Annotated in this window: 26 protein-coding genes; 15 read left to right on the top strand and 11 right to left on the bottom strand. The window is 58.3% G+C overall.

The genetic code is table 11. From position 1 onward, the window contains the following. The first annotated feature begins 1 nt into the window (after position 1). Both BUB23_RS08790 and BUB23_RS08785 read left to right on the top strand, forming a co-directional pair. Complete coding sequence (locus BUB23_RS08790) at positions 2–1,555, top strand: class I adenylate-forming enzyme family protein (RefSeq protein ID WP_073102748.1); 1,554 nt, start codon at positions 2–4, stop codon at positions 1,553–1,555. 7 nt (positions 1,556–1,562) lie between these two features. Next, entirely contained in the window at positions 1,563–2,324 is a 762-nt protein-coding gene (locus tag BUB23_RS08785) for an enoyl-CoA hydratase/isomerase family protein (protein ID WP_073102747.1), read from the top strand. Here BUB23_RS08785 and BUB23_RS08780 read toward each other — a convergent pair. The 7 genes from BUB23_RS08780 to BUB23_RS08750 form a co-directional block, all read right to left on the bottom strand. After that, positions 2,289–3,047, bottom strand: a complete 759-nt coding sequence (locus tag BUB23_RS08780; protein ID WP_073102746.1) for an IclR family transcriptional regulator domain-containing protein — start codon at positions 3,045–3,047, stop codon at positions 2,289–2,291. The two genes, BUB23_RS08785 and BUB23_RS08780, sit on opposite strands and share 36 nt — an antisense overlap. Before the next feature lie 79 nt (positions 3,048–3,126). Continuing rightward, positions 3,127–3,552 carry a Zn-ribbon domain-containing OB-fold protein gene (locus tag BUB23_RS08775; protein WP_073102745.1) on the bottom strand — a complete coding sequence of 142 codons (426 nt, stop codon included), beginning with the start codon at positions 3,550–3,552 and terminating at the stop codon, positions 3,127–3,129. Between the two features lie 2 nt (positions 3,553–3,554). Further along, a complete protein-coding gene (locus tag BUB23_RS08770) occupies positions 3,555–4,724 on the bottom strand; it encodes an acetyl-CoA acetyltransferase (protein WP_073102744.1) in 1,170 nt (389 codons plus the stop codon). Beyond that, positions 4,724–5,590, bottom strand: a complete 867-nt coding sequence (locus tag BUB23_RS08765; protein WP_073102743.1) for a MaoC/PaaZ C-terminal domain-containing protein — start codon at positions 5,588–5,590, stop codon at positions 4,724–4,726. Before BUB23_RS08765 ends, BUB23_RS08770 begins: the two co-directional genes overlap by 1 nt. Next, a complete protein-coding gene (locus BUB23_RS08760; RefSeq protein ID WP_073102742.1) occupies positions 5,591–6,580 on the bottom strand; it encodes a Bug family tripartite tricarboxylate transporter substrate binding protein in 990 nt (329 codons plus the stop codon). A gap of 77 nt (positions 6,581–6,657) precedes the next feature. Then, positions 6,658–7,002 carry a ferredoxin FdxA gene (gene fdxA, locus BUB23_RS08755; protein WP_073102741.1) on the bottom strand — a complete coding sequence of 115 codons (345 nt, stop codon included), beginning with the start codon at positions 7,000–7,002 and terminating at the stop codon, positions 6,658–6,660. 34 nt (positions 7,003–7,036) lie between these two features. Then, complete coding sequence (locus BUB23_RS08750) at positions 7,037–7,861, bottom strand: SDR family NAD(P)-dependent oxidoreductase (RefSeq protein WP_073102740.1); 825 nt, start codon at positions 7,859–7,861, stop codon at positions 7,037–7,039. Positions 7,862–8,089: 228 nt separating this feature from the next. Here BUB23_RS08750 and BUB23_RS08745 point away from each other — a divergent pair, with 228 nt between their 5' ends. Beyond that, a complete protein-coding gene (locus BUB23_RS08745) occupies positions 8,090–9,265 on the top strand; it encodes a GGDEF domain-containing protein (RefSeq protein WP_073102739.1) in 1,176 nt (391 codons plus the stop codon). A gap of 44 nt (positions 9,266–9,309) precedes the next feature. Here the strand turns inward: BUB23_RS08745 and BUB23_RS08740 are convergent, their stop codons facing one another. After that, positions 9,310–9,942 (bottom strand): LysE family translocator, encoded by a 633-nt coding sequence (locus BUB23_RS08740; RefSeq protein WP_073102738.1) that lies wholly within the window; start codon positions 9,940–9,942, stop codon positions 9,310–9,312. Positions 9,943–10,078: 136 nt separating this feature from the next. Continuing rightward, the gene (locus tag BUB23_RS08735; RefSeq protein ID WP_245801215.1) at positions 10,079–10,513 is read right to left on the bottom strand and encodes a winged helix-turn-helix transcriptional regulator; all 435 of its coding nucleotides are present in this window, start codon (positions 10,511–10,513) and stop codon (positions 10,079–10,081) included. Between the two features lie 71 nt (positions 10,514–10,584). Between BUB23_RS08735 and BUB23_RS08730 the strand changes: the two genes are divergently transcribed. The 3 genes from BUB23_RS08730 to BUB23_RS08720 all read left to right on the top strand — a co-directional run bounded on the left by BUB23_RS08730 (position 10,585) and on the right by BUB23_RS08720 (position 12,904). Beyond that, positions 10,585–11,436, top strand: coding sequence for an SDR family oxidoreductase (locus BUB23_RS08730; RefSeq protein ID WP_073102737.1), 852 nt, complete (start codon positions 10,585–10,587; stop codon positions 11,434–11,436). A 320-nt stretch (positions 11,437–11,756) separates the two neighbouring features. Further along, entirely contained in the window at positions 11,757–12,305 is a 549-nt protein-coding gene (locus BUB23_RS08725; protein WP_073103079.1) for a YdeI/OmpD-associated family protein, read from the top strand. A gap of 56 nt (positions 12,306–12,361) precedes the next feature. Then, complete coding sequence (locus tag BUB23_RS08720) at positions 12,362–12,904, top strand: flavin reductase family protein (RefSeq protein WP_073102736.1); 543 nt, start codon at positions 12,362–12,364, stop codon at positions 12,902–12,904. A 30-nt stretch (positions 12,905–12,934) separates the two neighbouring features. On the opposite strand, the gene BUB23_RS08715 is transcribed toward BUB23_RS08720, so the two are convergent. Then, entirely contained in the window at positions 12,935–15,853 is a 2,919-nt protein-coding gene (locus BUB23_RS08715; RefSeq protein WP_073102735.1) for an autotransporter outer membrane beta-barrel domain-containing protein, read from the bottom strand. Here BUB23_RS08715 and BUB23_RS27025 point away from each other — a divergent pair. The 9 genes from BUB23_RS27025 (at position 15,818) to BUB23_RS08670 (ending at position 21,565) form a co-directional block, all read left to right on the top strand. After that, the gene (locus tag BUB23_RS27025; RefSeq protein WP_178372292.1) at positions 15,818–16,126 is read left to right on the top strand and encodes a hypothetical protein; all 309 of its coding nucleotides are present in this window, start codon (positions 15,818–15,820) and stop codon (positions 16,124–16,126) included. The two genes, BUB23_RS08715 and BUB23_RS27025, sit on opposite strands and share 36 nt — an antisense overlap. Before the next feature lie 21 nt (positions 16,127–16,147). Next, positions 16,148–16,585, top strand: coding sequence for a hypothetical protein (locus BUB23_RS27020; RefSeq protein WP_073102734.1), 438 nt, complete (start codon positions 16,148–16,150; stop codon positions 16,583–16,585). A 117-nt stretch (positions 16,586–16,702) separates the two neighbouring features. Then, complete coding sequence (locus BUB23_RS27015) at positions 16,703–17,050, top strand: hypothetical protein (protein ID WP_073102733.1); 348 nt, start codon at positions 16,703–16,705, stop codon at positions 17,048–17,050. A gap of 620 nt (positions 17,051–17,670) precedes the next feature. Continuing rightward, positions 17,671–17,988 (top strand): BrnT family toxin, encoded by a 318-nt coding sequence (locus BUB23_RS08700; RefSeq protein ID WP_245801214.1) that lies wholly within the window; start codon positions 17,671–17,673, stop codon positions 17,986–17,988. Next, positions 17,975–18,313: a BrnA antitoxin family protein gene (locus BUB23_RS08695; RefSeq protein ID WP_073102732.1), complete on the top strand. Its 339-nt coding sequence runs from the start codon at positions 17,975–17,977 to the stop codon at positions 18,311–18,313. The genes BUB23_RS08700 and BUB23_RS08695 overlap by 14 nt, the downstream gene beginning before the upstream one ends. Before the next feature lie 727 nt (positions 18,314–19,040). After that, positions 19,041–19,460: a (R)-mandelonitrile lyase gene (locus BUB23_RS08685; protein WP_073102731.1), complete on the top strand. Its 420-nt coding sequence runs from the start codon at positions 19,041–19,043 to the stop codon at positions 19,458–19,460. A gap of 123 nt (positions 19,461–19,583) precedes the next feature. Beyond that, positions 19,584–20,417: a universal stress protein gene (locus tag BUB23_RS08680; protein WP_073102730.1), complete on the top strand. Its 834-nt coding sequence runs from the start codon at positions 19,584–19,586 to the stop codon at positions 20,415–20,417. A 462-nt stretch (positions 20,418–20,879) separates the two neighbouring features. Beyond that, positions 20,880–21,158, top strand: coding sequence for an antitoxin (locus BUB23_RS08675; protein WP_073102729.1), 279 nt, complete (start codon positions 20,880–20,882; stop codon positions 21,156–21,158). Further along, positions 21,155–21,565, top strand: coding sequence for a type II toxin-antitoxin system VapC family toxin (locus BUB23_RS08670; RefSeq protein ID WP_073102728.1), 411 nt, complete (start codon positions 21,155–21,157; stop codon positions 21,563–21,565). The genes BUB23_RS08675 and BUB23_RS08670 overlap by 4 nt, the downstream gene beginning before the upstream one ends. Positions 21,566–21,707: 142 nt before the next feature. Here BUB23_RS08670 and BUB23_RS27325 read toward each other — a convergent pair whose 3' ends face one another. Beyond that, positions 21,708–21,869, bottom strand: a complete 162-nt coding sequence (locus tag BUB23_RS27325; protein WP_245801213.1) for a hypothetical protein — start codon at positions 21,867–21,869, stop codon at positions 21,708–21,710. Between the last annotated feature and the right edge of the window lie 74 nt (positions 21,870–21,943).

The following is a 21,943-nucleotide window of genomic DNA, read 5'->3' as shown; positions in this document are numbered from 1 at the left end:
CATGGACCTCATCTCTTGCAGGCAGTGGACGCTTGGCCAATTGCTGGATCAGCGCGCACAGACATCGCCCGACAAAATTGCCTATCAGACTGAACACGATACGATTACCTATGGCGAACTGATGCGGCGCGCCAATAATCTGGCCTATGGATTATCGAGCCTGGGCGTGCTTCAGGGGGACCGTGTGGTCATGTCGATACCTAACGGTATCGACATGATTTGCCTGTATTTCGCAGTAGCCAAGCTCGGGGCTATTAATGTTTTCATGAACCCCGATTATGACGCCGACCTCTTGAATAGTTTGATCGACAGGTTGCAGCCGGCAGTGGTCATATTGGATGAGGCCAACATGGCCAAACTGCGTCTTCCCACGCAAGGCAGCATCAAAGCGAAGATATGCTGGCCCTATAACGACAGGATAGCCGCGAAAAACGTGGACGAATGGGATTTCCAAGACCTGCTGTCACACAACGACAAGAAACCCCCAGCGACGCGGGTGGCTTCCTCGGATGTAGTGCAACTGATCTTTACCTCGGGAACCACTGGGCTGCCGAAGGCTTGCTGTCTTAGTCACTCCGCTCGTATTTCGGTAAGTGCGCACATCAACCATTGCCTTGGCGTGTCGAGAGACGACCGCTACTTTGCCTGCCTGCCGAATTATCATGGCAATCTTTTTTTGGGACTTGTCGGCGCCTTGCTGGCCGGCGCCAGTTGCTTCGTCGCCGAACGCTTCAGCGTCAGTCGTTATTGGAGCCAAGTGAGCCGCTGCCAGGCAACCATACTGGTGCTACACGCAGTTCCTCTGAACATGCTCTTGGCCAACGCCACGGATGGTGCTGTTTCAACCACCACTGCGCGCGCAGTGGTGACAGTTGGAGGCAAATATGTGGAGTTCATCGAGCGCTTCTCCTTGTCTCATGCGGTGCTGGGCTATGGAAGTACTGAAGCGGGTGGCTTGACAGCGCTAGGCCGGGTCAGCCGCGACGAAGCTGGCGCCTTCCCTGTTGGCTATGCGGGTCGTGTACGAGGAGACCTGGAAGTCATCGTGGCGGATGCCGAAGGCCGGGAGCTTCCGAAAGGCCAGAAGGGAGAAATCCTCGTGCGATCAATTGTGCCGCATGTAATGTTTAGCGGCTACTACGGATTGCCGGACGCGACCGCAAAGGCTTTTCGGGGCTCTTGGTACTGCAGTGGCGACTACGGCTACATTGACGAAAACAATGATCTCTACTTCGTTGGTCGCTCCAACGATACAGTACGTGTCAAGGGGGAATCAATACCGGTGGAATATCTGGAAGGGCTGATCCGGCAATGCGATGGCGTTGAGGACTGTGCGGTGCTGGGCGTCGACTCTAGCCTAGGCGATGACGAATTACAGGTCTTCATCCAGCGTCGAGAGCTAGCCGCAATGACTACTGAGGACGTGATCGATTTTCTGCGTCCGCGAGTACCAAAGTATATGATCCCGGCAGCCGTCGTCTTCGTTGCCTCATTTCCCCGCTCCCCCGCCACGATGAAGATACTGAAGCGCAAGCTGCGCGAAAAATCACTGTGAGGCACCGATGAACACTAGCTATGAAACGATAGAAATTCGCAAGGAGGGCAAAATCGGCTGGCTGCTCCTGAACAGACCTCAGGTGAAGAATGCCCTTAGCGCGCTTACTTTCCAAGAAATACATCGCGGAATCGACGATCTGGTGGCTGAGCCCGATATAGTGGTGATAGTGCTCAGCGGCAATGGTGGTGTATTTTCCAGCGGTCGCGACTTTAACGATCGAGATATACCGCCAGACTTCGAGGATCAACGCTCACGCGCGTTTGCCGCCGTCGAATATTGTCCTAAACCGACGATTGCCGCAGTGGCAGGCTATGCGATCACTGGCGGCCTGACACTGGCGATAAGTTGCGACATGATTATCGCGGCACAAGACTCAATTTTCCAAGATACGCACGCCAAACTCGGTGTTATCACCCTTCGAGCGAGCCGTCTATACGAAGTCCTGGGTCCGATGAAAACCAAGGAACTGCTGTTCACCTCCCGCCGAATCAGCTCCCACGAGGCGCTGGCCATGGGTCTGATCAACCAAGTGGTGCCTGCGGCAGAACTGGAGCAAGCGGCAAGGGCGCTAGCCGAAGAAATCAGTCGAAACAAACCTGAGGCATTGTTGGCCATCAAGCAAGTGGTGAACCAGATCATCCGGCGGGATCAAGCCCAGCTGATTGAACTCGAAGAACTTGCCAAACGGCGGTACAGCGATCTCTATTCGGAACAGCATTCACTCGATGCCTCATTGAAACCGGATGCAGCTCGCAGCACGCCGTAACGGCGACAAAAACTTTTTCACTGCCTGAGCCTCAGTCCAGCCTTCGGACAGCACATTGACCGATAGCGCGGCTACTACGTTCCGATCATCATCCCGCACGGGCACCGACAAACCGGAAACGTCTGGATCGAGTTCCCTGTCGACCCACGCGTAGCCTTGCTCTCGGACTTCGGAAAGCAGCGTGACAAGCGCGGACTTCTCCACAATGGTGCGCTCGGTATAGGCCTTCAAATGAGCCTTATCGAAATATACATCGACCTCGGATGGGTCCAGGTTCGCCAGCAGCACCCGCCCGGGAGATGTTGCGTAGGCGGGTAGCCGGCTGCCTATGACCAGGTTCGGAGATAGGACCTTGCGCGACGGAATTCTTTGGATGAATACGATCTCGGTCGTATCCATGACCGCCATGGCGCAAGATTCATCTATTTCTGAGGAAATTTCAATCAGCGCCTGCTGAGCATGTGCGAAATAAGGCAAGGATGTCAAATACGACAGGCCGAGTGTAAGAACACGCGGCGTAAGCCGGAATTCCCGGCCTTCGACACGCGCATAGCCTAGTTCGCAAAGCGTGGCCAGGATACGACGGGCAACGGCGCGGGGCAGCTCGGTTAGTTCTGCAACTGAGGCGATGGAGTGATGCCCAGGCTTGCGCCCCAGCGCGGAAATAACGGTTAGGCCACGCGCGAAGGAACGGACAAATCGATCGTTTTCAGGGGTGCTCATAACTTCGAATGGAACTTCAAGAGTAGAAAAAATGTTCTCTTAGAATACCATATGTTCGCCTAGAAGATATTAAGACACCTTATTTGTTCTTTGATCCGTTCAATAATTCAAATATAGGCAGCGATATCTCGGGCGACGCCACTTCAAAAGCGACTCGGACGTGCGCGCCAATATGCAAGTCAGACAAGTCCGATGTGACTACCTGGCCCATCATCCGCACACCCTCTTCGAGGTCGATGATGGCCACGGCGTAGGGAGTCTTGTTGCTCATATGCAGGCTGGCGGCGCGGCGGTTGATTGTGAACGTATAGATCGTGCCGCGCCCGTGGCTTTCCTGCCAATCCATATCATCAGACAAACAAGCCAAGCAGAGCAGGCGCGGATAGAACTGCAGCTTCCCGCAGGCCTTGCATCGCTGTATGAGCAGTCGGCCTTGCCTGGCGGCATCCCAGAAAGGTTGAGTGATACGCGTAGGGGCTGGCAGGGGCCGTTTGGCATCCGGCATAGTCATTTTCCAAGAATCAAGGTTGTGTTACCTGAAAATACGAGGCCAGGCGCATGGCACAAGGCACGTTCGGCCCGTTTCAACTGGCGCAGCCCGCATTCGCCACGCAACTGACGCACGGCTTCGATCACCAGGAAAATCCCGAACATGCCAGGATGCCCGTAAGATAATCCACCGCCCGAGGTATTGATAGGGAAATCGCCGCCGGGCGCGAGACGCCCTTCCTTGACAAAATCCTTGCCTTCACCACGAGTGCAAAAGCCCAGCTCCTCGAGTGATTGCATGACGCCGATAGTGAAATGGTCATAAATCTGCACCACATCGATGTCCTCACGGGTAATCCCCGCCTGGCGCATAGCCTCGTCCGCCGTGGCCCTTACGCCGGTTTCCAACCAGTCGGGAATATCGAATGGCGTGTAGTGGTGAGAAAATGTCTCAGCGACTCCTTCAATATAGATAGGCGGTTTGCTCCAGGCATGCGCCGTGTGCGCGCGCGTCATCACCAGCGCACCTCCGCCGTCTGTGACAAGACAGCAGTCGCGCACCCGCAAAGGGTCGGCGATCATCGGTGAAGAGAGCACGTCATCGATCGTGAGTGGTTCCCGCTTATAGGCCTTGGGATTCATCGCTGCCCATTTACGCGCAGCGACCGCAATTTCGGCCAAATCGGCCGATTGCGTCCCATAGCAATGCATATGGCGTTGCGCCACCATGGCGTAATAGCCAATCGGGCTGAGGTGCCCGTGCGGTACTATAAACTGCCCGCGCGGCGAACGTGGATCTTCAGCCAGCCCGGTCAATAAGCGCGCGCCATCCGAAAGCTGGGTGCTGCCGTAAGTGATCAGCGCCACCTCGCACATACCCGCATCGATAGCAGCGGCTGCGTGCCGAATATGCGATATGTTAGACATGCCGCCCACATTGGTGGTGTCAGTATAGCGGGGCCGGACTCCCAGATATTCCGCCAGCAACACACTGGGGAATCGGTCATCCGTATGGGCGAATATGCCATCGACCTCACGTAAAGTCAGGCCCGCGTCTTGCAGCGCCGTGCGCGCGGCCTGCGCCTGCAGTTCGAGGGCGGTCAGGTCAGGCACTTTGCCAAGTTCGGATTCGGCCACGCCCACGATGGCGGGCCGGCCTTGTCGGGTTACACGAGGTGTATCAAACATCAACGAGTATCCTTTATTGTGGCATTGCCATGGGTAATTACGGCCACGTTGCGTTCAACGGAAAAGCCGCAGAACGATATTTTTTCCCCATGCCGCCAAAGCTTTATCAGTAAGGTCTCTCCTGGGAAAAATGGCGCGGCGAAGCGTAAGGCCAGGCCACTGAGCCGCTCGGGCCGATAGTCGCAACAGCTTTCAATTAATGCCTTGGCGGCCAGTCCATATAGACATAGGCCATGCAATATGGGTTTTTCGAAACCCACTTCGCGCGCCATTCCCGGGTCGGCGTGAATGGGATTGAAATCGCCGTTAAGCCGATACAGCAGGGCGGAAGATGGCCGCGTTTTTTGCTCGACATGCTGGTCCGCAGGTGTTTCAGGGCTGGGGGGCAGAGGCGGCGGCGCTTCGTCGGAATGAGCCAGCCCGCCATCGGCCCGACAGAACGATGTATGCTCGATGGTGGCCAGTAATGTCCCATCGGCTTCATCGGACACTTGCCGCTCTGTCACTACCAGCGCGCCTTTTTCACTGCCCTTGTCCACCACCCGCGAAATGCGCGTACGGCTGCGCAGGATGCCTTCGGGCTTGATGATGCCATGCACTTCGATGCGATGCTCTCCATGCAGGATGCGCTGCCAAGTGATGCCCGTACGTGGATCCGTCGCCCAGGCGCCCGGCGCACCCAGAACAGTCAGCAAAGTTGGCAGCACTTTATGATCACGCTCGAAAACAAAGGCAAGCTCGCGAGCGTCAAGCGGGTCGGTTCCGTAACCTAGACTCAATGCATAGAGAATGCTGTCCCTGGCAGAATAAGCTGTGATTTGGTCCTCAAACTTCCAATGTTTCAGAGCGTGATAATCGAGGGCCATTTACTTATCCTGAATGCCGATGTCGTGTATCACTTTGCCCCATTTGGCCGAGTCGTTTGTGATTAGCGTGGCCAACTTATCCGGCGGTCCTCCTATCGGGATATAGCCGAGGGTACTCATGCGGCTGGAGACGTCGGGCAACTCAAGCGCGCTGGATATCGCGTCGTTGATACGTGTCACAATGGCCGCTGGCGTGCTGGCGGGCATCAATAGCCCATGCCAGGCGGAGGCTTCGAATCCACGATAGCCCGACTCCGCTATCGTGGGTACATCCGGCAGGGCGCCAAAGCGGGTGTCCGTGGTAATTGCCAGCGCCTTTAGCCGTCCACTTTCCAGGTGGCTCTGAACTGTCCCGACCGAGCTGAACGTGATGCTTATACGCCCGGCAAGAACATCACGCAATGCCTCGGCTTGGCCGGTATATGGGACATGCATGATCTTCACGCCAGCGGTCGAATTGAACAACTCCAACACCAAGTGGCTGGATGACCCGTTGCCAGAGGATGAGCCAGTGAGATCGCCTGGATGTTTCTTTGCCAGTGCAACCAGCTCTTGTATAGTGTTCACCCCTAGCTTGGGATTAACCACCAGAACAAGTGGAACACGCGCGATCAAGCTGACCGGCACGAAGTCCTTCATGGGATCGAACTGCAGCTTGCGCAGGTGAGAATTGATAGTGAAGGGGGGGTCCGAACCGAAAGTCCAGGTATAGCCGTCCGGCTTGGCCCGGGCCCCGATCGCTGTGCCTATCGCCCCTCCAGCCCCACCGTGGTTTTCCACGACGATGGATTGACCGAGCGATTCGGAAAGTTTCATAGCCAGCAGTCGTGCCACCGTATCGCTTCCGGCCCCCGGTGTGTAGGGCACGATCCAATGTATTTGGCGACTCGGATACTGCGGCAACTGCGTCTGAGCCCCTGCGGGAACCGCTGCAACATAAAGGAAGGCCAGCAAAAGGCCAAGCCGGCGTAGCGTGACGAGCATAATCATGTGAGTCTCCTTAGTTTTATTAGAATCAGAATCGCAGCATGTCTTGCCGCGAAGTGCAGCGGGAAAATCGTCGGGAATCAGAATTTTTCCTGCGCGTCAGGCGCGCTGGAAAAATATCTCTCGAATTTGGACGGTTGGTCGCGATACGCATCGGCGTCAGGCGGGTGCTCGCGTTTATGGGTAATGGACGGCCACGTCGCCGAAAATTCCGCATTGATCGGCAGCCATTTATCAGCCAACGGATCAGTATCTGGCACGATTGCCGACACTGGGCATTGGGGCGCACAGGCGCCACAGTCGATGCATTTGTCGGGGCTGATGACAAGCATTACTTCACCGCAAAAAAAGCAATCGACCGGACAGACCTCGACGCAATTGGTATAGAGGCATCGGATGCATGCATCGGTAACTACAAAAGGCATAGTTTTACTCCGCGTGATGTCACAAGGCTTTCTGTCAGGGACGTCCGCCGCCGCAAATAACAGTCTGACCTGAGATGTAATTGGATTCGGGTAGGCAAAATAGATAGACTGCGCCGGCGGCTTCTTCAACGGTGCCCGCGCGACCCATAGGGATGGCGGCGAGCATGCGGGTTCGCGCATCCCCACCGGTCCCGATCTTTACCATGTGCCCGTCGATTTCCGTCATGCCTTCGGCGGTGGCTGGCTCGTCGGTAAGCCGGGTTGATATCAGACCGAACGCTACGCTGTTGACATTGACTTTATAACGAGCCCACTCCTTGGCTAGCGCGCGCGTCAAGCCGGCGATACCGGCTTTGGCGGCGCTATAGTTGGCTTGGCCCGCATTGCCCATAATTCCTGAAGTCGATGAAATATTGACCACCTTTCGGTAAATATCCTGGCCGGCTTGATTTTCCTGGCGCGATGCCTCCCGGATGAAATTGGCGGCTGCCCGCAGTACGCGAAACGGCGCCGTGATGTGCACGTCAAGCATGGCTTGCCACTGTTCGTCACTCATCTTCTGAATCACCCCATCCCAGGTATAACCCGCGTTATTGATGATGATGTCCAGTCCGCCAAAGCAGTCTATAGCCTTGTCGACCAAGCGCTGGCCAAAAGACTCCTCTACCACACTACCTACGAAAGCCTCGGCAACCCCTCCTGCCGCGCGTATTTCGTCCACCGTCTGCTGAGCGAATGCTGCATCCAGGTCATTAACAATGACCCTGGCCCCATGGGATGCCAGCTTCTTTGCGATTGCACAACCTATACCGCGGCCTGAACCGGTCACCACGGCGACTTTGTCTTTTAGTGTTTGCATGTTGCTCCTATTTGGTCTGGCCTAAGAATGTACTCCTGGCGAACATATTTATCATTATGCGAACATAATAATATTAAGCCCAATCGCCTGTCAAGCAGCGTATGGTCGTTCAAGATAAGAGCCCTCCCGCTGCCAAATCCGAAGGATGCGCAGCATCGCGCCGGCGGGTTTTCAACGTAAAATCCGCTAGTCACCGCGCTGCATCGGCGCGATATATTCAAATTCGGGATGTACGTCGATCTACTCACGCTTTACCTCCTTGCCGTCGGAACGCTACTCGTCGGCGCCGGGATGATGTTCTGGGAGCACAGGGCCCATCCCAAGCGCAGCAAGGGGTTGCGGCTTCTGGCGGCCGGGTTCGCGATGCTCGCGATCGGCTGCGCAGCGGCGCTGTTGCGCCGCGACCTGCCCGGTGCAATCGGCTCCGCCATCAGCCATCTCGCCATTCTCGGCGGCTATCTCCTGGTCCTCGGCGGCGTCGCATCATTGAGCGGCCGACAGTACCGCGCGGGTTCAGCCGGCTTGCTGATCGTGATGGCGCTGGTGTGGGCGGCCTGGGGCGTGCGATGGCAAGACGTCCTGTGGAACTATGTCAGCTCGGTTCCGATCGCTGTCGTGAGCGCCATGACGGCTCGGGAGATGCTGCGATGCGACGGGATGAGATCGCTGCGTTCGCGGCATATCGTCGTGGCGGTGACGGGCGTCCACGCTCTGTTATATGCCGTCAGAGCATTCATCCTGCCCTGGTTGGTGACAGTGTACGGGCAGGCGATACAGCCGGTCGCCAGCAAGATCACGATATACGAGGGTGTGCTGTATTCGGTCATATTGCCGATGGCCTTGCTGAAGCTCATCCGCGAGGAGGCTCACGGCCAGCTCTTGCGGGAATCCCGGACGGACTATCTGACCCGCCTTGGCAATCGGAGATGGTTTTTTGAACAGGGGGCGCGCATCATCGACGGCGGGGAAGGAAACGGGCCCATTTCCGTGCTCGCGTTCGATCTTGATCGCTTCAAATCGATCAATGATGTATACGGTCACCACACGGGTGACAAAGTGCTGAAGTCGTTCGCGGAAATAGTCCAGAGCGTGTTGGGGCCCGATGCGATTCTGGCGCGTATCGGCGGGGAAGAGTTCGCCGCGCTGCTGTCCGGCGACGACGCGCTCCGCGCCAAGGCGCTGGGCGAGACCGTCGCGAGACGTTTCGCCGAGACGATCTCCAACTCGACAGACAGCATCGGAATACCGGCAACAGTCAGCATCGGCCTTGCGCAATTCGAAAACGACATGTCCGCGCTTGTCGATGGGCTTGCCGCCGCGGACCAAGCGTTGTACCGCGCGAAATCGCTGGGCGGCAATCGACTCGAATTGGCGCCGATAGCCACGCGCCCTGCCGCAACCTGATTGTCGGCCGGGAATCGGCCGGCGCGCATCGACTTCAGCAATTTCTATCGCCGCGCTTCGGTCGCCATCTTGACAGCGAGACTGGCAAGCACTGTTCCCATGACCCAGCGCTGGATCACGGCGAAGCTCGGGCGGCGGGTGAGGAACACCGCGATCGAAGCAGCGGACATGGCGATCAGCGTATTGACCAGGATGCTGATGACGATCTGCGTCGTTCCGAGGACAAGGGCTTGGCCCAGCATGCTGCCGCTCGCCGGGTCGATGAACTGCGGCAGCAACGACAGGTACATGATGGCGATCTTGGGGTTCAACAGGTTGGTCAGGAAGCCCATGAAGAAGAGCTTGCGCGGCCCGTCCTCGGGCAGCTTCTTCACCTCGAAGGGCGAACGGCCGCCCGGCCGCAGCGCTTGCCACGCAAGCCACAACAGGTAGAGGGCGCCGGCATAGCGGATAGTGTCGTAGGCAAACGGCACCGCCATCACAAGCGCAGTGATGCCGAACGCGGCGCACAGCATGTAGAAAACAAAGCCGAGCGCGACCCCGCCAAGCGAGATCAGTCCAGCAGCCCTGCCCTGGCAGATCGATCGCGAGATCAGATAGACCATGTTCGGGCCGGGGGTCAGGACCATGCCCAGCGCAATGGCGGCGAAGGCCAGGAGATTGCTTGGTTCCGGCATTTGTCTACTCTCCCATAGCGGCACCGGCTGATCCGGGCTCAATTAAATTTACCATGAATCGCGATGCATATAGGCCTGAAAGTCAGCCGCGTGGAATGGAGCGGGGCGCAGGCGTGGCTCGGGACTCCGGGCCGAGCTACGCGGAAGCGCGCTTTTGGCTGCGGCTGTCCTGAGCCTGAAGAATCCGGGGGAGGCTGGCTTCAATCCAGTCCGCTAGCCCTCTGACTTTTTCAGCCGCCTCGCGGCCAAGTGGCGTCAGCCGGTATTCCACATGCGGCGGGACCACGTCGTAGGCAATTCGGTCGACCAATCCGTCGCTCGCCAGCCATTGCAGGGTCTGCGCAAGCATTCTTTCGCTGACGCCGCCTATCGCGCGCCGCAATTCACTGAAGCGATGAACGCGGGTCTCCAGCACGAGGAGGACCAGTACGCCCCATCGGCTGGTGACGTGCTTGAGCACTTCACGCGACGGACACGCTTCGACGAGCAGCTCTCCACGGCGCATTCTATTCAACAAGGTCGGCTTATCGTCGACGCGCTGCTGCCCATTGCTTTCGACACTTACGTTCATGTATGTACTTCCAAAAAATTAGTGTCAACATCATACTGCTAGCTCCATCGATCACCGAATCAGGAAAAACCATGAAAATCGCAATCACCGGCGCCTCCGGCCATCTGGGTTGCCTCGTCATCGAACGGTTAGGCGCCAAAGTGCCGGCCGGCGACATCGTCGCGCTGGCGCGCACCCCCTCCAAGGCCGCCGGCCTGGGCGTGGAGGTGCGCGAGGCAGACTACACCCGGCCCGACACCCTGGACAAAGCGCTCGCCGGGGTCGACACGCTCTTGATGATTTCGGGCAGCGAAATCGGCCAGCGCGTGGCCCAGCATCGCAATATCATCGAGGCCGCCAAAAAGGCCGGCGTCAAGCGCGTGGCCTACACAAGCCTGCTACACGCAGAGCGCTCCACATTGAGCCTGGCGCCCGAGCATGCCGAAACCGAAGCGCTCCTGAAAGCCTCCGGGTTGAGTGTCACTTTGCTGCGCAACGGGTGGTACACCGAAAACTACACCGCCTCCGTCGGGCCCGCCGTGGCGCACGGCGCGTTCATCGGAAGCGCAGGGCAAGGAAAGATTGCTTCAGCCGCGCGCGCCGATTTTGCCGATGCGGCGGTGGCGGTGTTGACGACCGCCGGCCACGAGGGCAAAACCTATGAGCTGGCCGGGGACTCGGCATACACCTTGGCTGAACTGGCCGCCGAAATCTCGCGCCAAACAGGCAGGAACATCCCTTATAAGGACCTGCCTCCCGCCGACTACGCGGCGGCACTCACCGCGGCAGGCCTTCCCGCGCCCTGGCCTGAGGCGCTGGCCTCGTTCGACGCCGAAGCCGCCAAGGGCGCCTTGTTTGACGACTCCCGCCAACTATCGAAACTTATCGGCCGACCGACCACGCCGCTGAAAGACTCCATCGCCGCCGCGCTTGCGCCAGCATGAGTGCGCGGATTGTCCCATCCCTGCGCCTGAAGAGGTGGCCATGTCCGGACGGGCCGGCCACCTGGCAGCCGACGCGCTGCGGATGATGACCGGGCACATAATTCAAAGGGTAGGGCATCGGGAGCATTTCTTCAAAGGGTAGGGCATCGGAAGCATTTCAGCGCGGTTCGCGAATACCGTGGCCATGGCATTGGGCAGGCCTGCCGCGGTAAGCCTCTTGGAATTCCTCTGCGGGCGATGTAAGCTGGTCAGTGTTTATCCGAGCAGCAACTGCGATGGGGTTTGCTCTGAATCTGGTTTGGCGTCAAAGGTATCCTGAAATGGCGGAAACAGAAGCATCTACATTCAAGACAAAACTGCTTCGTCCGGCGAACCCCGGCAAGGACGGCGCATGGGCGTTCCTTGTCCTGCCAAAATCCGCCAGCGACACGTTGCCGAGGCGTGGCAGGACGTCGGTAGAAGGAACCATCAATGGGCACCCTTTTCAAGCCACGCTTGAACCGGATGGCCAACTCGGCCACTGGCTCAAGGTGAGCGAGGAGCTCCAGGAGGCTGCCGCTGCGTCGCTTGGCGACATGGTCGCCGTTCAAGTTGCTCCGTCCGACCCGGAACCGGAACCGCAGGTGCCCGATGACCTGCAGGAAGCTCTTGCCACGTCTCCGGCGGCTCAAACTACCTGGGAAGACACGACGACCATCGCACGGCTTGACTGGATCCATTGGATCGAGTCCGCAAAACAGGCCGAGACTCGAAAACGCAGGGTCGACAATGCCTGCGAGATGCTTGCTTCAGGCAAGAAGCGCGTCTGCTGCTTCGACCAGTCGGGCTACTATAGCAAGAGCCTCAGCGCACCCAAGGCGAAAGATTAGCGGTATGGCACCGCATCCGTGCAACGAATCACTGCATCAATCTCGGAGGTGGCTTCATGCGGCAGTTGAACCTGAGCAAGGCGTTTACGCTGATGGAATCGGGGCCCGTGGTTCTCGTGACTACCCATGACGGGGGAAAAGACAACATCATGACCATCTCCTGGACCATGGTGATGGATTTCACTCCAGTATTTGCCATCACCACGGGTGAATGGAATTACTCCTTCGCCGCGTTGCGAAAAAATCTGGAATGCGTCATTGCCATCCCCACCGTCGACTTGCTGGACAAGGTGGTTGGCATAGGGACGTGCTCCGGGGCGGATACAGACAAGTTTTCCAAGTTCGAGCTCACACCCGTACGCGCCAAGCTCATCAGGCCACCCCTGATCAAGGAATGCCTTGCCAATATCGAGTGCAAGGTCACCGACATCATCAAGAAGCACAACATTGTCGTGCTGGAGGCGGTTGCCGCATACATCAATCCCGCAAGCAAGGAGAAGCGTACGGTTCACGCCGTCGGCGACGGCACCTTCATCGTCGACGGAGAAAAGATGGACCGGAAGAAGATGATGGCCTCCAAGCTCCCGCCCGGCATCTAGCGTTCATTGGCCGGTCCACCGGCTCAGGTCTCAAAAGCGGTAATTCATCCCGCCCTGCAGTGTTTGCGCCGAGACATTGCCGGTTTTGAGCAATGCGTCGTAGCTGACATAGAGGCTCAACGACTTGCCTATAGACATGTTAGCCCCCAGGCCTGCGGTCAGCATACCGCGCGAGTCGGTTGCTCCAGGGATGACAAAGCCTGTTCCATCCGCCGATGTCACCGCCATATTGCGGCCTATGCCCAGGGTTTCGTAGGCATAGCCCAGGCGGGCCTGGACCAGGGCCGGCTTGGTCCCGCTGGTATTGAACGGATAGTCTAGCGTGATGCCCGCATAGGGTTGCAGACTGCGCAGGTTTTGTGTGTCGACGCTCAGGTTCTGGCTGGTCGGCCCGCTTTCATCAAAGCTATTGCCGTGGAAATACTGATAGCGCACTCCCAGGCGGGGAGTGACAACCACCGGGCCCGCAGGCAGCGGCGCGCTGGCCTGCAAGCCGGCATGCAGTTCCTGGCCATGGCTGTCGCCTTTGGCGCTGCCCAGCGATCCGAACGGACGATTCGATGACAGGAAGTCATAGGCGTAACCGACGGTGGCGGCCAGGTTCAGCGGGCCAAGAGGACGTGCGCCATAGCCGGCGACACGCAGCGTATCGATCTTGCCTCTGGCATTGGAGCCGCTTTCAGTGACATCGGAATGGCTATAGCCGCCGGCCACGCCGACCGTCCAGTCGCCCCACCCGCGGTCCGTTCCCGCCAGAAAACCGTAGCGCCGGTCGCGATAGTCCGGAGCGTTGTCATTGCCGTCGACGCGAGTATCGGTGCCGCTGACCTGCATCCAGGTCTGGCGCTGGGTTTGAATGCAGCTGCTGCTTGGCGACAGCGGCGAGTCGCATTCGCGGCCCAGGCGATTGAGCAATACGTCATTGACCCGCTGTCCCTCGCGCAAGGCTACCGAGCCCATGGCGCCAAATATTGTCGCATTGGTGGGGCGCACGATGATAGGGCCAAGCCTGCCTGATCCGGTGATTTCCAGATTCAGGAAGTCGGCGCCGGTCTGCCTGGCCAGATTCAATCCTTCCGGCGCATTGTCGATTACCGTGGTGAAGTTGCCGACCACATTACCGGCGCTAAGCAAATGATAGGTCTGGGCGGTATAAGTACCCGGTCCGTACAACAAGGACAAGGTGCCGGCCAGGGTGGCCGTGCCCGTCACATTCAGCTTGGAGGCCGTGGTGGGGCTGATGTCGAACATGAGCGTACCCTGTTCGCTTTGGGTATAGTCGCCGACGATGGTCAGTGTTCCGATCGATCCGCCGGGGCGGACTGTGCCGTTGTTGACGACGCTGCCGCCCACTGTGCCGTGTCCGCGCAATGTGCCAGCCGGGTTGACTTGCACATTCCCGACGATGGACGCCGTGGGGGTGTCGAGGTCGCCGATCTCCAGCGTGCCGCCATCCACCGTGGTCAGGCCCGTGTAGGTATTTACGCCATTCAGGATCATCAGGCCAGTGCCGGCCTTGACCAGGCTGCCGGCGGCGCCCGGGCCGCCGTCGGCGATAATGCCGTTGAAGGTTTCATCCTTGTTCAGGCCGCCCAGGGTCAGGGTGTTGCCTCCCAGGAGTACCGAGCCCGCGCCGGACAGCGAGCCGATGCTCACGCCTCCATTATTGTGCGAACGGATATCGATTACGCCATTGGCGGCATTGATGAAGGTCGCCTGGCCCGCGGTAGAATTGCCTGCGATGACTGCCGACGCGTTATTGGCGATGCGGGCGTCGCCCAGGCTTGCGTCGGCGTTGAATGACAGGGCGCCGTCATTGGTGATGGCAGCGTTGCCAGCGGTGGCCTGATCGTTAAAGAGCGTGTTGCCGCCGGCCTGGTTGTGAATGGCCAGCCCCGCGGCGCTGGATGTATTGCCAAAGGCCAGCGTACCGCCGGCAACGGCTACAGGTCCGCTGCCCAGGCTGCCTGCGCCAGCGGATGCAACTTGCACAAGGCCTTTGCCTACCGTAGTGCCGCCCTGGTAGGTATTATTAGTGCCCGCCAGCGTCAGCGTACCGTCGCCGGTTTTGGTCAGTCCGCCCGGCCCGGCGATTGCGCCGTTCAACGTGAGCTGATCGTCGCTGTGGGGGATATCGATAGTGCCTGAGCCGGACGCCAGCGCGATATTGCGCTCCATGGTGATATTGGTGGCTGGCATTGCCACAAAGCCTAAGGCCGGGGCCAGGATTTTCAGCGTACCGCCATCAAACGTCAGGTCGGTATTGTTACCCGATGCCGCACCCAGGCTAGCGTCGCTTCGGATTGCCAGCGTGCCTTCCGAGATTGTCCAGGCGGTAGCGGGTGTGGATGTGGTGGGTATCATTGTAAAAATATTGTCTTCCGGCTCTCCGCCCAAGTTCCACGTGCCGCTGCCTGTCTTCTGGTATTTCGAAAACCCTTGGTAAACGTTGTTGATGCCTATGTATCCGGTATTAAAGGAAGCATTACTAGCGTCGCCGCCCAAAATCAGTGTATTGGTTCCCGTATTGGCGTTGACGATACCGGTTGTGCCGTGGAGGATGCCATTGTTGCCCCGAATTTCCAACGAATTGACGCCGCCGGTGAACTCGATGGCCGCTCCTTGAAAGTAGCCAGAGCCGCCTGAAATAGAGCCGCTATTGATGATGGCAATGTTGGAGCCGATGATGCCGGCAGCGCCATAGTCATCCGAGCTATAGCCGCCAGTGATGGTGCCGTCGGCGTTATTGATGATGGTGCCGCCGGCATCAAGCTGTACGCCCGCTCCACCTGTGACGCCGCTGCTGCCCTGAATTGTGCCGGAGTTATTGACCGTAACTGCACTGCCCGAACCGATGATGCCGGCAGCGCCATAGTCATCCCAGCTATCGCCGCCAGCGATGGCGCCGTCGGCGTGATTGATGATGGTGCCGCCGGCCTCAAGTTGCACACCCGCTCCGCCTTTGGTGCCACTGCTACCCAGGATAAGCCCGGAGTTATCGACAGTAACTGCGCTGCCCGAACCGATAATGCCGGCATTGCCGCTTTCGGTCGGTGCGCTAAAAAGGCACAGGCTAAAGCACGGATTGATGGGTTCTCCGGTGATGGACGCACCGGCGTGATTGGTGACACTGCCGCCATTCTGAAGCTGTACGCCCGCACCGCCCCGGCCACTCTGTCCAGCCGAAATCTCGCCAAAATTGATAACAGCTGTACTGGCTGAAGCCATGATTCCGGAGCTGCTTTGATTCGAGGAATCGCTATTGCCGCCCTCAATAGAGGCCTCGACGTTATTGACGACCGTACCCCCGCCAACAAGCTGCACACCGGCACCGCCTTTGTTGCCGCTGCCGCCCTGGATCATTCCGGAGTTGGTAATGAAAACCGCACCGCCCGAACCGCTAATGCCCGCGCCGCCATTTCCTTGAATTCCGTTGCTGCCATCGTAGGAGACGCCGCCATTACCCCCTGCGCCACCCCAGATGAAACCGTTATTGGTTATGCTGCCGCCTTTGACGAGTTCTACGCCCGCGCCACCGTCACCGCCGTCGCCGCCGTTGGCGGTCGAGGGTGGCGCTATGAATGGACTGAAACCCGGAGGGCCGCCTGTGCCGCCGCCGTCGCCGCCTTTTCCTCCTTGGAGCGTCGCATTATTTATAAAAGAACTGGTGTCTGTCAGTAGAACTCCTCCACCGCCTTCACCACCGCCACCACCTCCTGCGCTGCTAAACGAGTCCAGTATGCCCTGCCCACCGTTTCCGCCGTCGCCGCCAGTAATATCCAGCGAGCTGATGATTTGTTGCGTGCCGGTAAGAACAAGGCCAAACCCGCCGCCGCCACCGCCGCTGGCGCCTACCTGTTTAGACTGGTCGAAGTTTTTCCCGGCGCCGCCATCACCGCCAACGATAGGATCGCTGCTGATTACAAGGGCGCCAACGGTTCCACCTGCGCCACCTGCGTTATCTTCAAGGAAGCCATCGCTGCCTTTTCCGCCGCTCCCGCCCGTCCCATCGATTCGGCTGACGCTGCCTCCGCCGGCCCCGGCATACGCTTCTGCACCAGGGTCTCCGCCGTTATTCGTGACGATTCCACCGGTTGGCGCAGTGGGCGTGCCGCCGCTGCCGCCGGACACGGGGCTGCCGTTTAAAGAACCATTGCCGCCATTGCCGCCATTCGCCCAGACGGGAGTGCCGGCCAGACCCATGATGGCCAGCGCACAGGCCGTGATCATGGTGCCGGCGCATTGCCGTTTGCGCGCAATGCTTGCGGGTGTCGCGGCTTGTGGTGTGTTGAGAGGGGATGGGCAAACCAGAAGATCGAGGTGATTCATGCTATGCGGTCCGGGACCAGTGAGCCCCTGCCAGAGCAGGAGGGGGATTGTTTAGGTTTGAAACAAAACGACATTGCATTCTACAGATTGCAATAAAAATATCAGTTTCTTTTACTTATTCTTTTGTAACGCAGGGGCGGGTGTTGTAAACGCGCATTGCCTGGGTAATCCACCATCAGACTCTCCGCTTATAACGCCGTTATAGCCAACGCAACACCGGGTCTGAACGTCAGTTGTGTGGAATGGAGCGTGGCGCAATTGAAACGCGATCTGGCCGGGGCGCCGGAGATCTCACTCAAGAAGTACCGGCCTGGGTTCGCGGAGGAGCGCGCGCGGCATGGGACAAGGACCGGCCGTTCAATGTTTTCCTTATGACAAAGTAGTGCACTTGCGGCTATGGCCTTTGGCGTAAAAGTTTACGCTCGGATTGCAGGGGCATGAAAGCTTCTAAAAAAATGATTACCGTGTATTTTGTGGGTACAATAATAATGAATTATGAACATGACCCCAGAAAGCTGGCTGCCAATGTTTATCACCATGGGATTTGGTTTTCAGAAGCGGAGTTTTTTGAGTGGGAAACCGCTACGATTACCGTTGACGCTCGCAATCACTACGCTGAAACCCGTTTCCAGGCGATAGGCTATATCGGCAGACGTCTTTTTGTATTGGTTTTCTGTTTTCGTCTGACGAGCATCCGTATCATCAGCTTGCGCAAGGCGAACGCCCGGGAGTTGAATCGCTATGCCAAAACTTAAGCCCAATACTATTTTTCCCACGCCGCAAGAGGAAGCGGCCATCAATGCGGGAATAGCCGCTGATCCGGATGCGCATGAATGGACGGAGGATGACTTCAAGAAGGCGCGGCCTGCGCATGAGGTCTTGCCTGCGTTGATTGGAGCGCGGGCCGCCGGACAAATGCTTGAACGGCGTGGCCGGCCCAAATTGGAAACGACCAAGGTTCACTTGAATTTGCGTCTCGATGCTGATGTGGTGGAAGCATTCAAGGCGGGCGGGCCAGGCTGGCAGACGCGAATGAACGACGCGCTGAAAGCGTGGGTCCGTACGCATGGGGCTGCTTGATCGGTTGCGCCGGCGCGCCTGCACGGGTGGCGGCATGGTGATCATCTCGGCAGTACCTATCCGGATCGTTTCGCGGCGGTCGCCAGTGTTCGCGTCCAATCAGTGACGCTTAGCGGCCCGGCTTAATTTTGAGGGTGGTTGAAGGTCTGCTCTTCAGTTGCTTGGACAAACCGCTTAGGGTCTTGGCAGCCAGTGGTTCAGGAGCCGTGCAGCGCGAACTGGCCACACTGACCAATAGCGGCCTGGTTACCGTGAAGGCGGTTGGCAACCAAAAACACTATCAAGCCAATCCGGACTCGCCCATTTTCACTGAGCTATGTGCAATCGCCTTCGTTTCTAACTCGTGTAATGGAACAACCCAAAATCTGGATCATAGGGGGACGCAATGACCTCGGCATTTGAAAACCTGTGCGGTCCAGGAAAGCCCTTGCGAGCTGAGCCGATTCGACCTAGCCTATAACGCGGCGCATGCGCTTTGTCTGGCTGCTTTGCGCTGGCATGGCTACCGGTCAATTTGGGCGAATACGAAGGCGATTTGAATGTCGATGATCGTATCGTTACCGATTTATTGGCCGCAAGTCAGATCGTTGCCGACAAAGTTGCTACATTGCCATAATGGCAGCATGAATCGCGGCGAATATACGCCCCGTTCCATGCCACGCTTTTCGGCCCGCCGCTCAATACTCGTCACGCGACATTCATAAGTCCATCCCAACAAGGAGCGCACATGGATATCAGGAAATGCGGCTCGCAGCCGTCCGCAGCAGGACCTGCTGAATATTTCACAGGAACTGTACGAATCGACGCCCCGTTTGCCGGCGAGGAGCCGGCGCGGATCAGCGGTGCGACTGTCACCTTTGAGCCGGGTGCGCGCACGGCTTGGCATACCCACCCGCTTGGACAGACTTTGATCATAACCTTCGGCCTTGGCTGGGTGCAGCTGGAAGGCGGTCCGGTCGAGGAAATCAGGCCAGGCGATATCGTCTGGATCGCGCCGGGAGAAAAGCACTGGCACGGTGCTACTTCCACCACCGCCATGACGCACATCGCCATCGCTGAAAAGCTCGACGGTAGCGCTGTGGACTGGATGGAGAAGGTGACCGATAACCAGTACCTGTCCAAAGCAGGCACGCAGAAATCAACCTGAATACGGAAGAAACCAAATGCTGGGCACCATGCTGTAAGGCACTCGCGACGTACGTTGCGAAGATGTATGCCTGTTTGCGCCTCGCCCCCTTCAGGAATCGAACGTATCTAGAGATTCTCCAATATGATGAATATTCTCATGGCCACCGACCTGTCCTCTGAAGCGGAGCTGGCGCAACGGCGGGCGCGGCTTTTGGCTCAATTCGTTCACGGAAAATTGCACATTGTGCATGTCGCCGAGGATGGCGATGTTCCTGCGCCCCCCGAGCCCCGCCATGAAAATCCGCCTGGGTTTTCCCCCGAATGCGGCACAGTAAAGAGTATCCCAGGGGATCCGTGCGCAGTCATCCCGGATCTGGCCCGAAGCGCCGATCTGCTCGTGCTTGGCGAGCCCCGCCGCCGCAGCGCGGGCAAGCTCTTTACCGGTACGACGGGCGAACGGATCATACGCCGCTCTCCTGTCCCGGTCCTGGTGGTGCGGACCGAGGCGCATAGTCACTATCGCCGTGTTTTGCTGGCGGTCGATCTCTCGCCCCAATCCATAGAAATCATGCGAACGAGCAAGGCACTAGGGTTGGCTCCGGCGGGTTGCAGAGTCATATACGCCTACGAGGCTCCGCAGGTGAACCTCATGGTTGAAGCATCGACGTATTCGATCGACAAGGTTCGCGAGCACATCGCACATCAGCAACGAGACTTCGACAAAAAGCTAAGCGACCAAATGAGGAAGGCCGGATTGATAGGCCTGGCTGATGCGGTCCCAACGGAATCCAGCCCGGCATCGGCCATCCTCGCCTTCGCGCAACGTATCCAGGCCGATCTCATCGTTCTAGGCAGCAGGCGACGTTCGAACCTCGCCGCCTTTGTGCTGGGAAGTGTGGCGGCACAAGTCTTGAGTCATTCAACAACAGACGTTCTCATCGTGCCTCCCGTCAAAGCCGGAAAAATCGAGAGGTAACGTGAGCCGAGGGAGAATGCCTGATGACGAACGAACCAGGCCATTGGTTTTCACACATGCCGCCACCCGCGCCGGGCGCATCAGTCTGCGCCAATAACCGCACATCGGTCTCGGTGTAGCGCCGGTAAAACCCCGCTACGGGAGGCTTGCGCCGCCCCAGGGGCGCGTGCCACAAACCGGCCTATCAGTCGAACCAAGTGCTGGCGCGAATAGCCGCTGGTGTGTTGAAGACAACGCACGACCACGCCTTTATGCCCGAGTGAGAGCCTGGCGTAGTTCAACCGGGTCAACACCCGACGCACATGGGACCGACGGCTTGGCCCCGAATGCTTCAGACTCATCTCATGCTGGAAACACGAGGCTCCGCTCAGACTCATGTCATATTGCAAGAGACCAAGCCTTGCACTGGTATATCACATGATATATACTTCGAATTGACTCCATCTGCAAGAGGTCCACGCCATGCAAACTGCCAAACTATTCATGAACGGCCGTAGCCAGGCCGTGCGTCTACCCGCCGAATTTCGTTTCGACGACAGCGAAGTTTTCATCCGCCGTGACCCGCTGACGGGCGATGTGGTGCTCTCCAGCCGCAAGGGATGGACGTCGTGGGACGAATTCCTTACCCAGCGCGACCTATCCGCCGTTCCCAGCGATTTCTTGACCGAGCGCAATCAACCGTCCGCGCAAACTCGCAGTGCACTGGAGGCTCCGCCCGACAAGGCAACACATCAGCCATGACCCCGCGTTTCATGCTGGACACCAACATCGTCAGCTACCTGCTGCGCGGGCGTCACCCTGTGCTGGAAAACCATCTGCGCAGGCATCCGGTGCATGAGATTTGCATCTCAGCCATCACCCGAGCTGAATTGCGCTACGGGGTAGCGCGGCTACCCCAGGCCGCGCGCCTGGGACATGAGGTGGACCGCTTCCTTCGAGGCGTTACCGTGCTGGCTTGGGGAGATGCTGCCGCCGACGCCTATGGCATCGTGCGCGCCATTCTGGAAGGCAAGGGCCAGCCCATCGGGGCTCTGGACACCATGATTGCCGCTCACGCACTGGTCGCGGACACGACGCTGGTCAGCAACAACCTGCGTGAATTTCAGCGCGTGCCAGGCCTGCGCCTGGACAACTGGGCCGAATTATAGACACATCATTCACTCGTGCGTGACATCCTCCACGCCATAAATCGCCAACATCGCCAGCAGCTAGGCCACGCTTGGGGTCGGCGGCGATAGCGTCGTAAGCGGGTGCGACCTCAATGAAGCAGGCGGGTAGAGATAGACCCTATCACGCATCTGGTCGCGACAGGTAGGCATACCAAGTCACAGCCTCGAAGCTTGCGATCAAAGCCGAGTTTGAAAAGAGCAAGCTCTTTGGTGTGCGATGCTGCATGATCTTGCCCTTGTTCCAAGGAGTGCGTGTCAACGCGGTGAAGGTAGCATCCATCATGGCCCTCCTGAAGCGGAGGGCGATAGTGCCCTCCCACCCGAGGGCGGCCTGGGGAATCCCTGAGCCTGCGGCGG

Source organism: Pollutimonas bauzanensis (assembly GCF_900129885.1).
Taxonomy (GTDB): domain Bacteria; phylum Pseudomonadota; class Gammaproteobacteria; order Burkholderiales; family Burkholderiaceae_B; genus Pollutimonas; species Pollutimonas bauzanensis.
Note: the sequence above shows the minus strand (reverse complement) of the source record. Positions and strands in the feature narration are given on the sequence as shown.

Excerpts from the sequence above, each read along its gene's own strand:
- BUB23_RS08790 (WP_073102748.1), top strand. The coding sequence starts at position 2 with ATGGACCTCATCTCTTGCAGGCAGTGGACGCTTGGCCAATTGCTGGAT.
- BUB23_RS08785 (WP_073102747.1), top strand. The coding sequence starts at position 1,563 with ATGAACACTAGCTATGAAACGATAGAAATTCGCAAGGAGGGCAAAATC.
- BUB23_RS08780 (WP_073102746.1), bottom strand. The coding sequence starts at position 3,047 with ATGAGCACCCCTGAAAACGATCGATTTGTCCGTTCCTTCGCGCGTGGC.
- BUB23_RS08775 (WP_073102745.1), bottom strand. The coding sequence starts at position 3,552 with ATGCCGGATGCCAAACGGCCCCTGCCAGCCCCTACGCGTATCACTCAA.
- BUB23_RS08770 (WP_073102744.1), bottom strand. The coding sequence starts at position 4,724 with ATGTTTGATACACCTCGTGTAACCCGACAAGGCCGGCCCGCCATCGTG.
- BUB23_RS08765 (WP_073102743.1), bottom strand. The coding sequence starts at position 5,590 with ATGGCCCTCGATTATCACGCTCTGAAACATTGGAAGTTTGAGGACCAA.
- BUB23_RS08760 (WP_073102742.1), bottom strand. The coding sequence starts at position 6,580 with ATGATTATGCTCGTCACGCTACGCCGGCTTGGCCTTTTGCTGGCCTTC.
- fdxA (WP_073102741.1), bottom strand. The coding sequence starts at position 7,002 with ATGCCTTTTGTAGTTACCGATGCATGCATCCGATGCCTCTATACCAAT.
- BUB23_RS08750 (WP_073102740.1), bottom strand. The coding sequence starts at position 7,861 with ATGCAAACACTAAAAGACAAAGTCGCCGTGGTGACCGGTTCAGGCCGC.
- BUB23_RS08745 (WP_073102739.1), top strand. The coding sequence starts at position 8,090 with ATGTACGTCGATCTACTCACGCTTTACCTCCTTGCCGTCGGAACGCTA.
- BUB23_RS08740 (WP_073102738.1), bottom strand. The coding sequence starts at position 9,942 with ATGCCGGAACCAAGCAATCTCCTGGCCTTCGCCGCCATTGCGCTGGGC.
- BUB23_RS08735 (WP_245801215.1), bottom strand. The coding sequence starts at position 10,513 with ATGAACGTAAGTGTCGAAAGCAATGGGCAGCAGCGCGTCGACGATAAG.
- BUB23_RS08730 (WP_073102737.1), top strand. The coding sequence starts at position 10,585 with ATGAAAATCGCAATCACCGGCGCCTCCGGCCATCTGGGTTGCCTCGTC.
- BUB23_RS08725 (WP_073103079.1), top strand. The coding sequence starts at position 11,757 with ATGGCGGAAACAGAAGCATCTACATTCAAGACAAAACTGCTTCGTCCG.
- BUB23_RS08720 (WP_073102736.1), top strand. The coding sequence starts at position 12,362 with ATGCGGCAGTTGAACCTGAGCAAGGCGTTTACGCTGATGGAATCGGGG.
- BUB23_RS08700 (WP_245801214.1), top strand. The coding sequence starts at position 17,671 with ATGAAAGCTTCTAAAAAAATGATTACCGTGTATTTTGTGGGTACAATA.
- BUB23_RS08695 (WP_073102732.1), top strand. The coding sequence starts at position 17,975 with ATGCCAAAACTTAAGCCCAATACTATTTTTCCCACGCCGCAAGAGGAA.
- BUB23_RS08685 (WP_073102731.1), top strand. The coding sequence starts at position 19,041 with ATGGATATCAGGAAATGCGGCTCGCAGCCGTCCGCAGCAGGACCTGCT.
- BUB23_RS08680 (WP_073102730.1), top strand. The coding sequence starts at position 19,584 with ATGATGAATATTCTCATGGCCACCGACCTGTCCTCTGAAGCGGAGCTG.
- BUB23_RS08675 (WP_073102729.1), top strand. The coding sequence starts at position 20,880 with ATGCAAACTGCCAAACTATTCATGAACGGCCGTAGCCAGGCCGTGCGT.
- BUB23_RS08670 (WP_073102728.1), top strand. The coding sequence starts at position 21,155 with ATGACCCCGCGTTTCATGCTGGACACCAACATCGTCAGCTACCTGCTG.
- BUB23_RS27325 (WP_245801213.1), bottom strand. The coding sequence starts at position 21,869 with ATGATGGATGCTACCTTCACCGCGTTGACACGCACTCCTTGGAACAAG.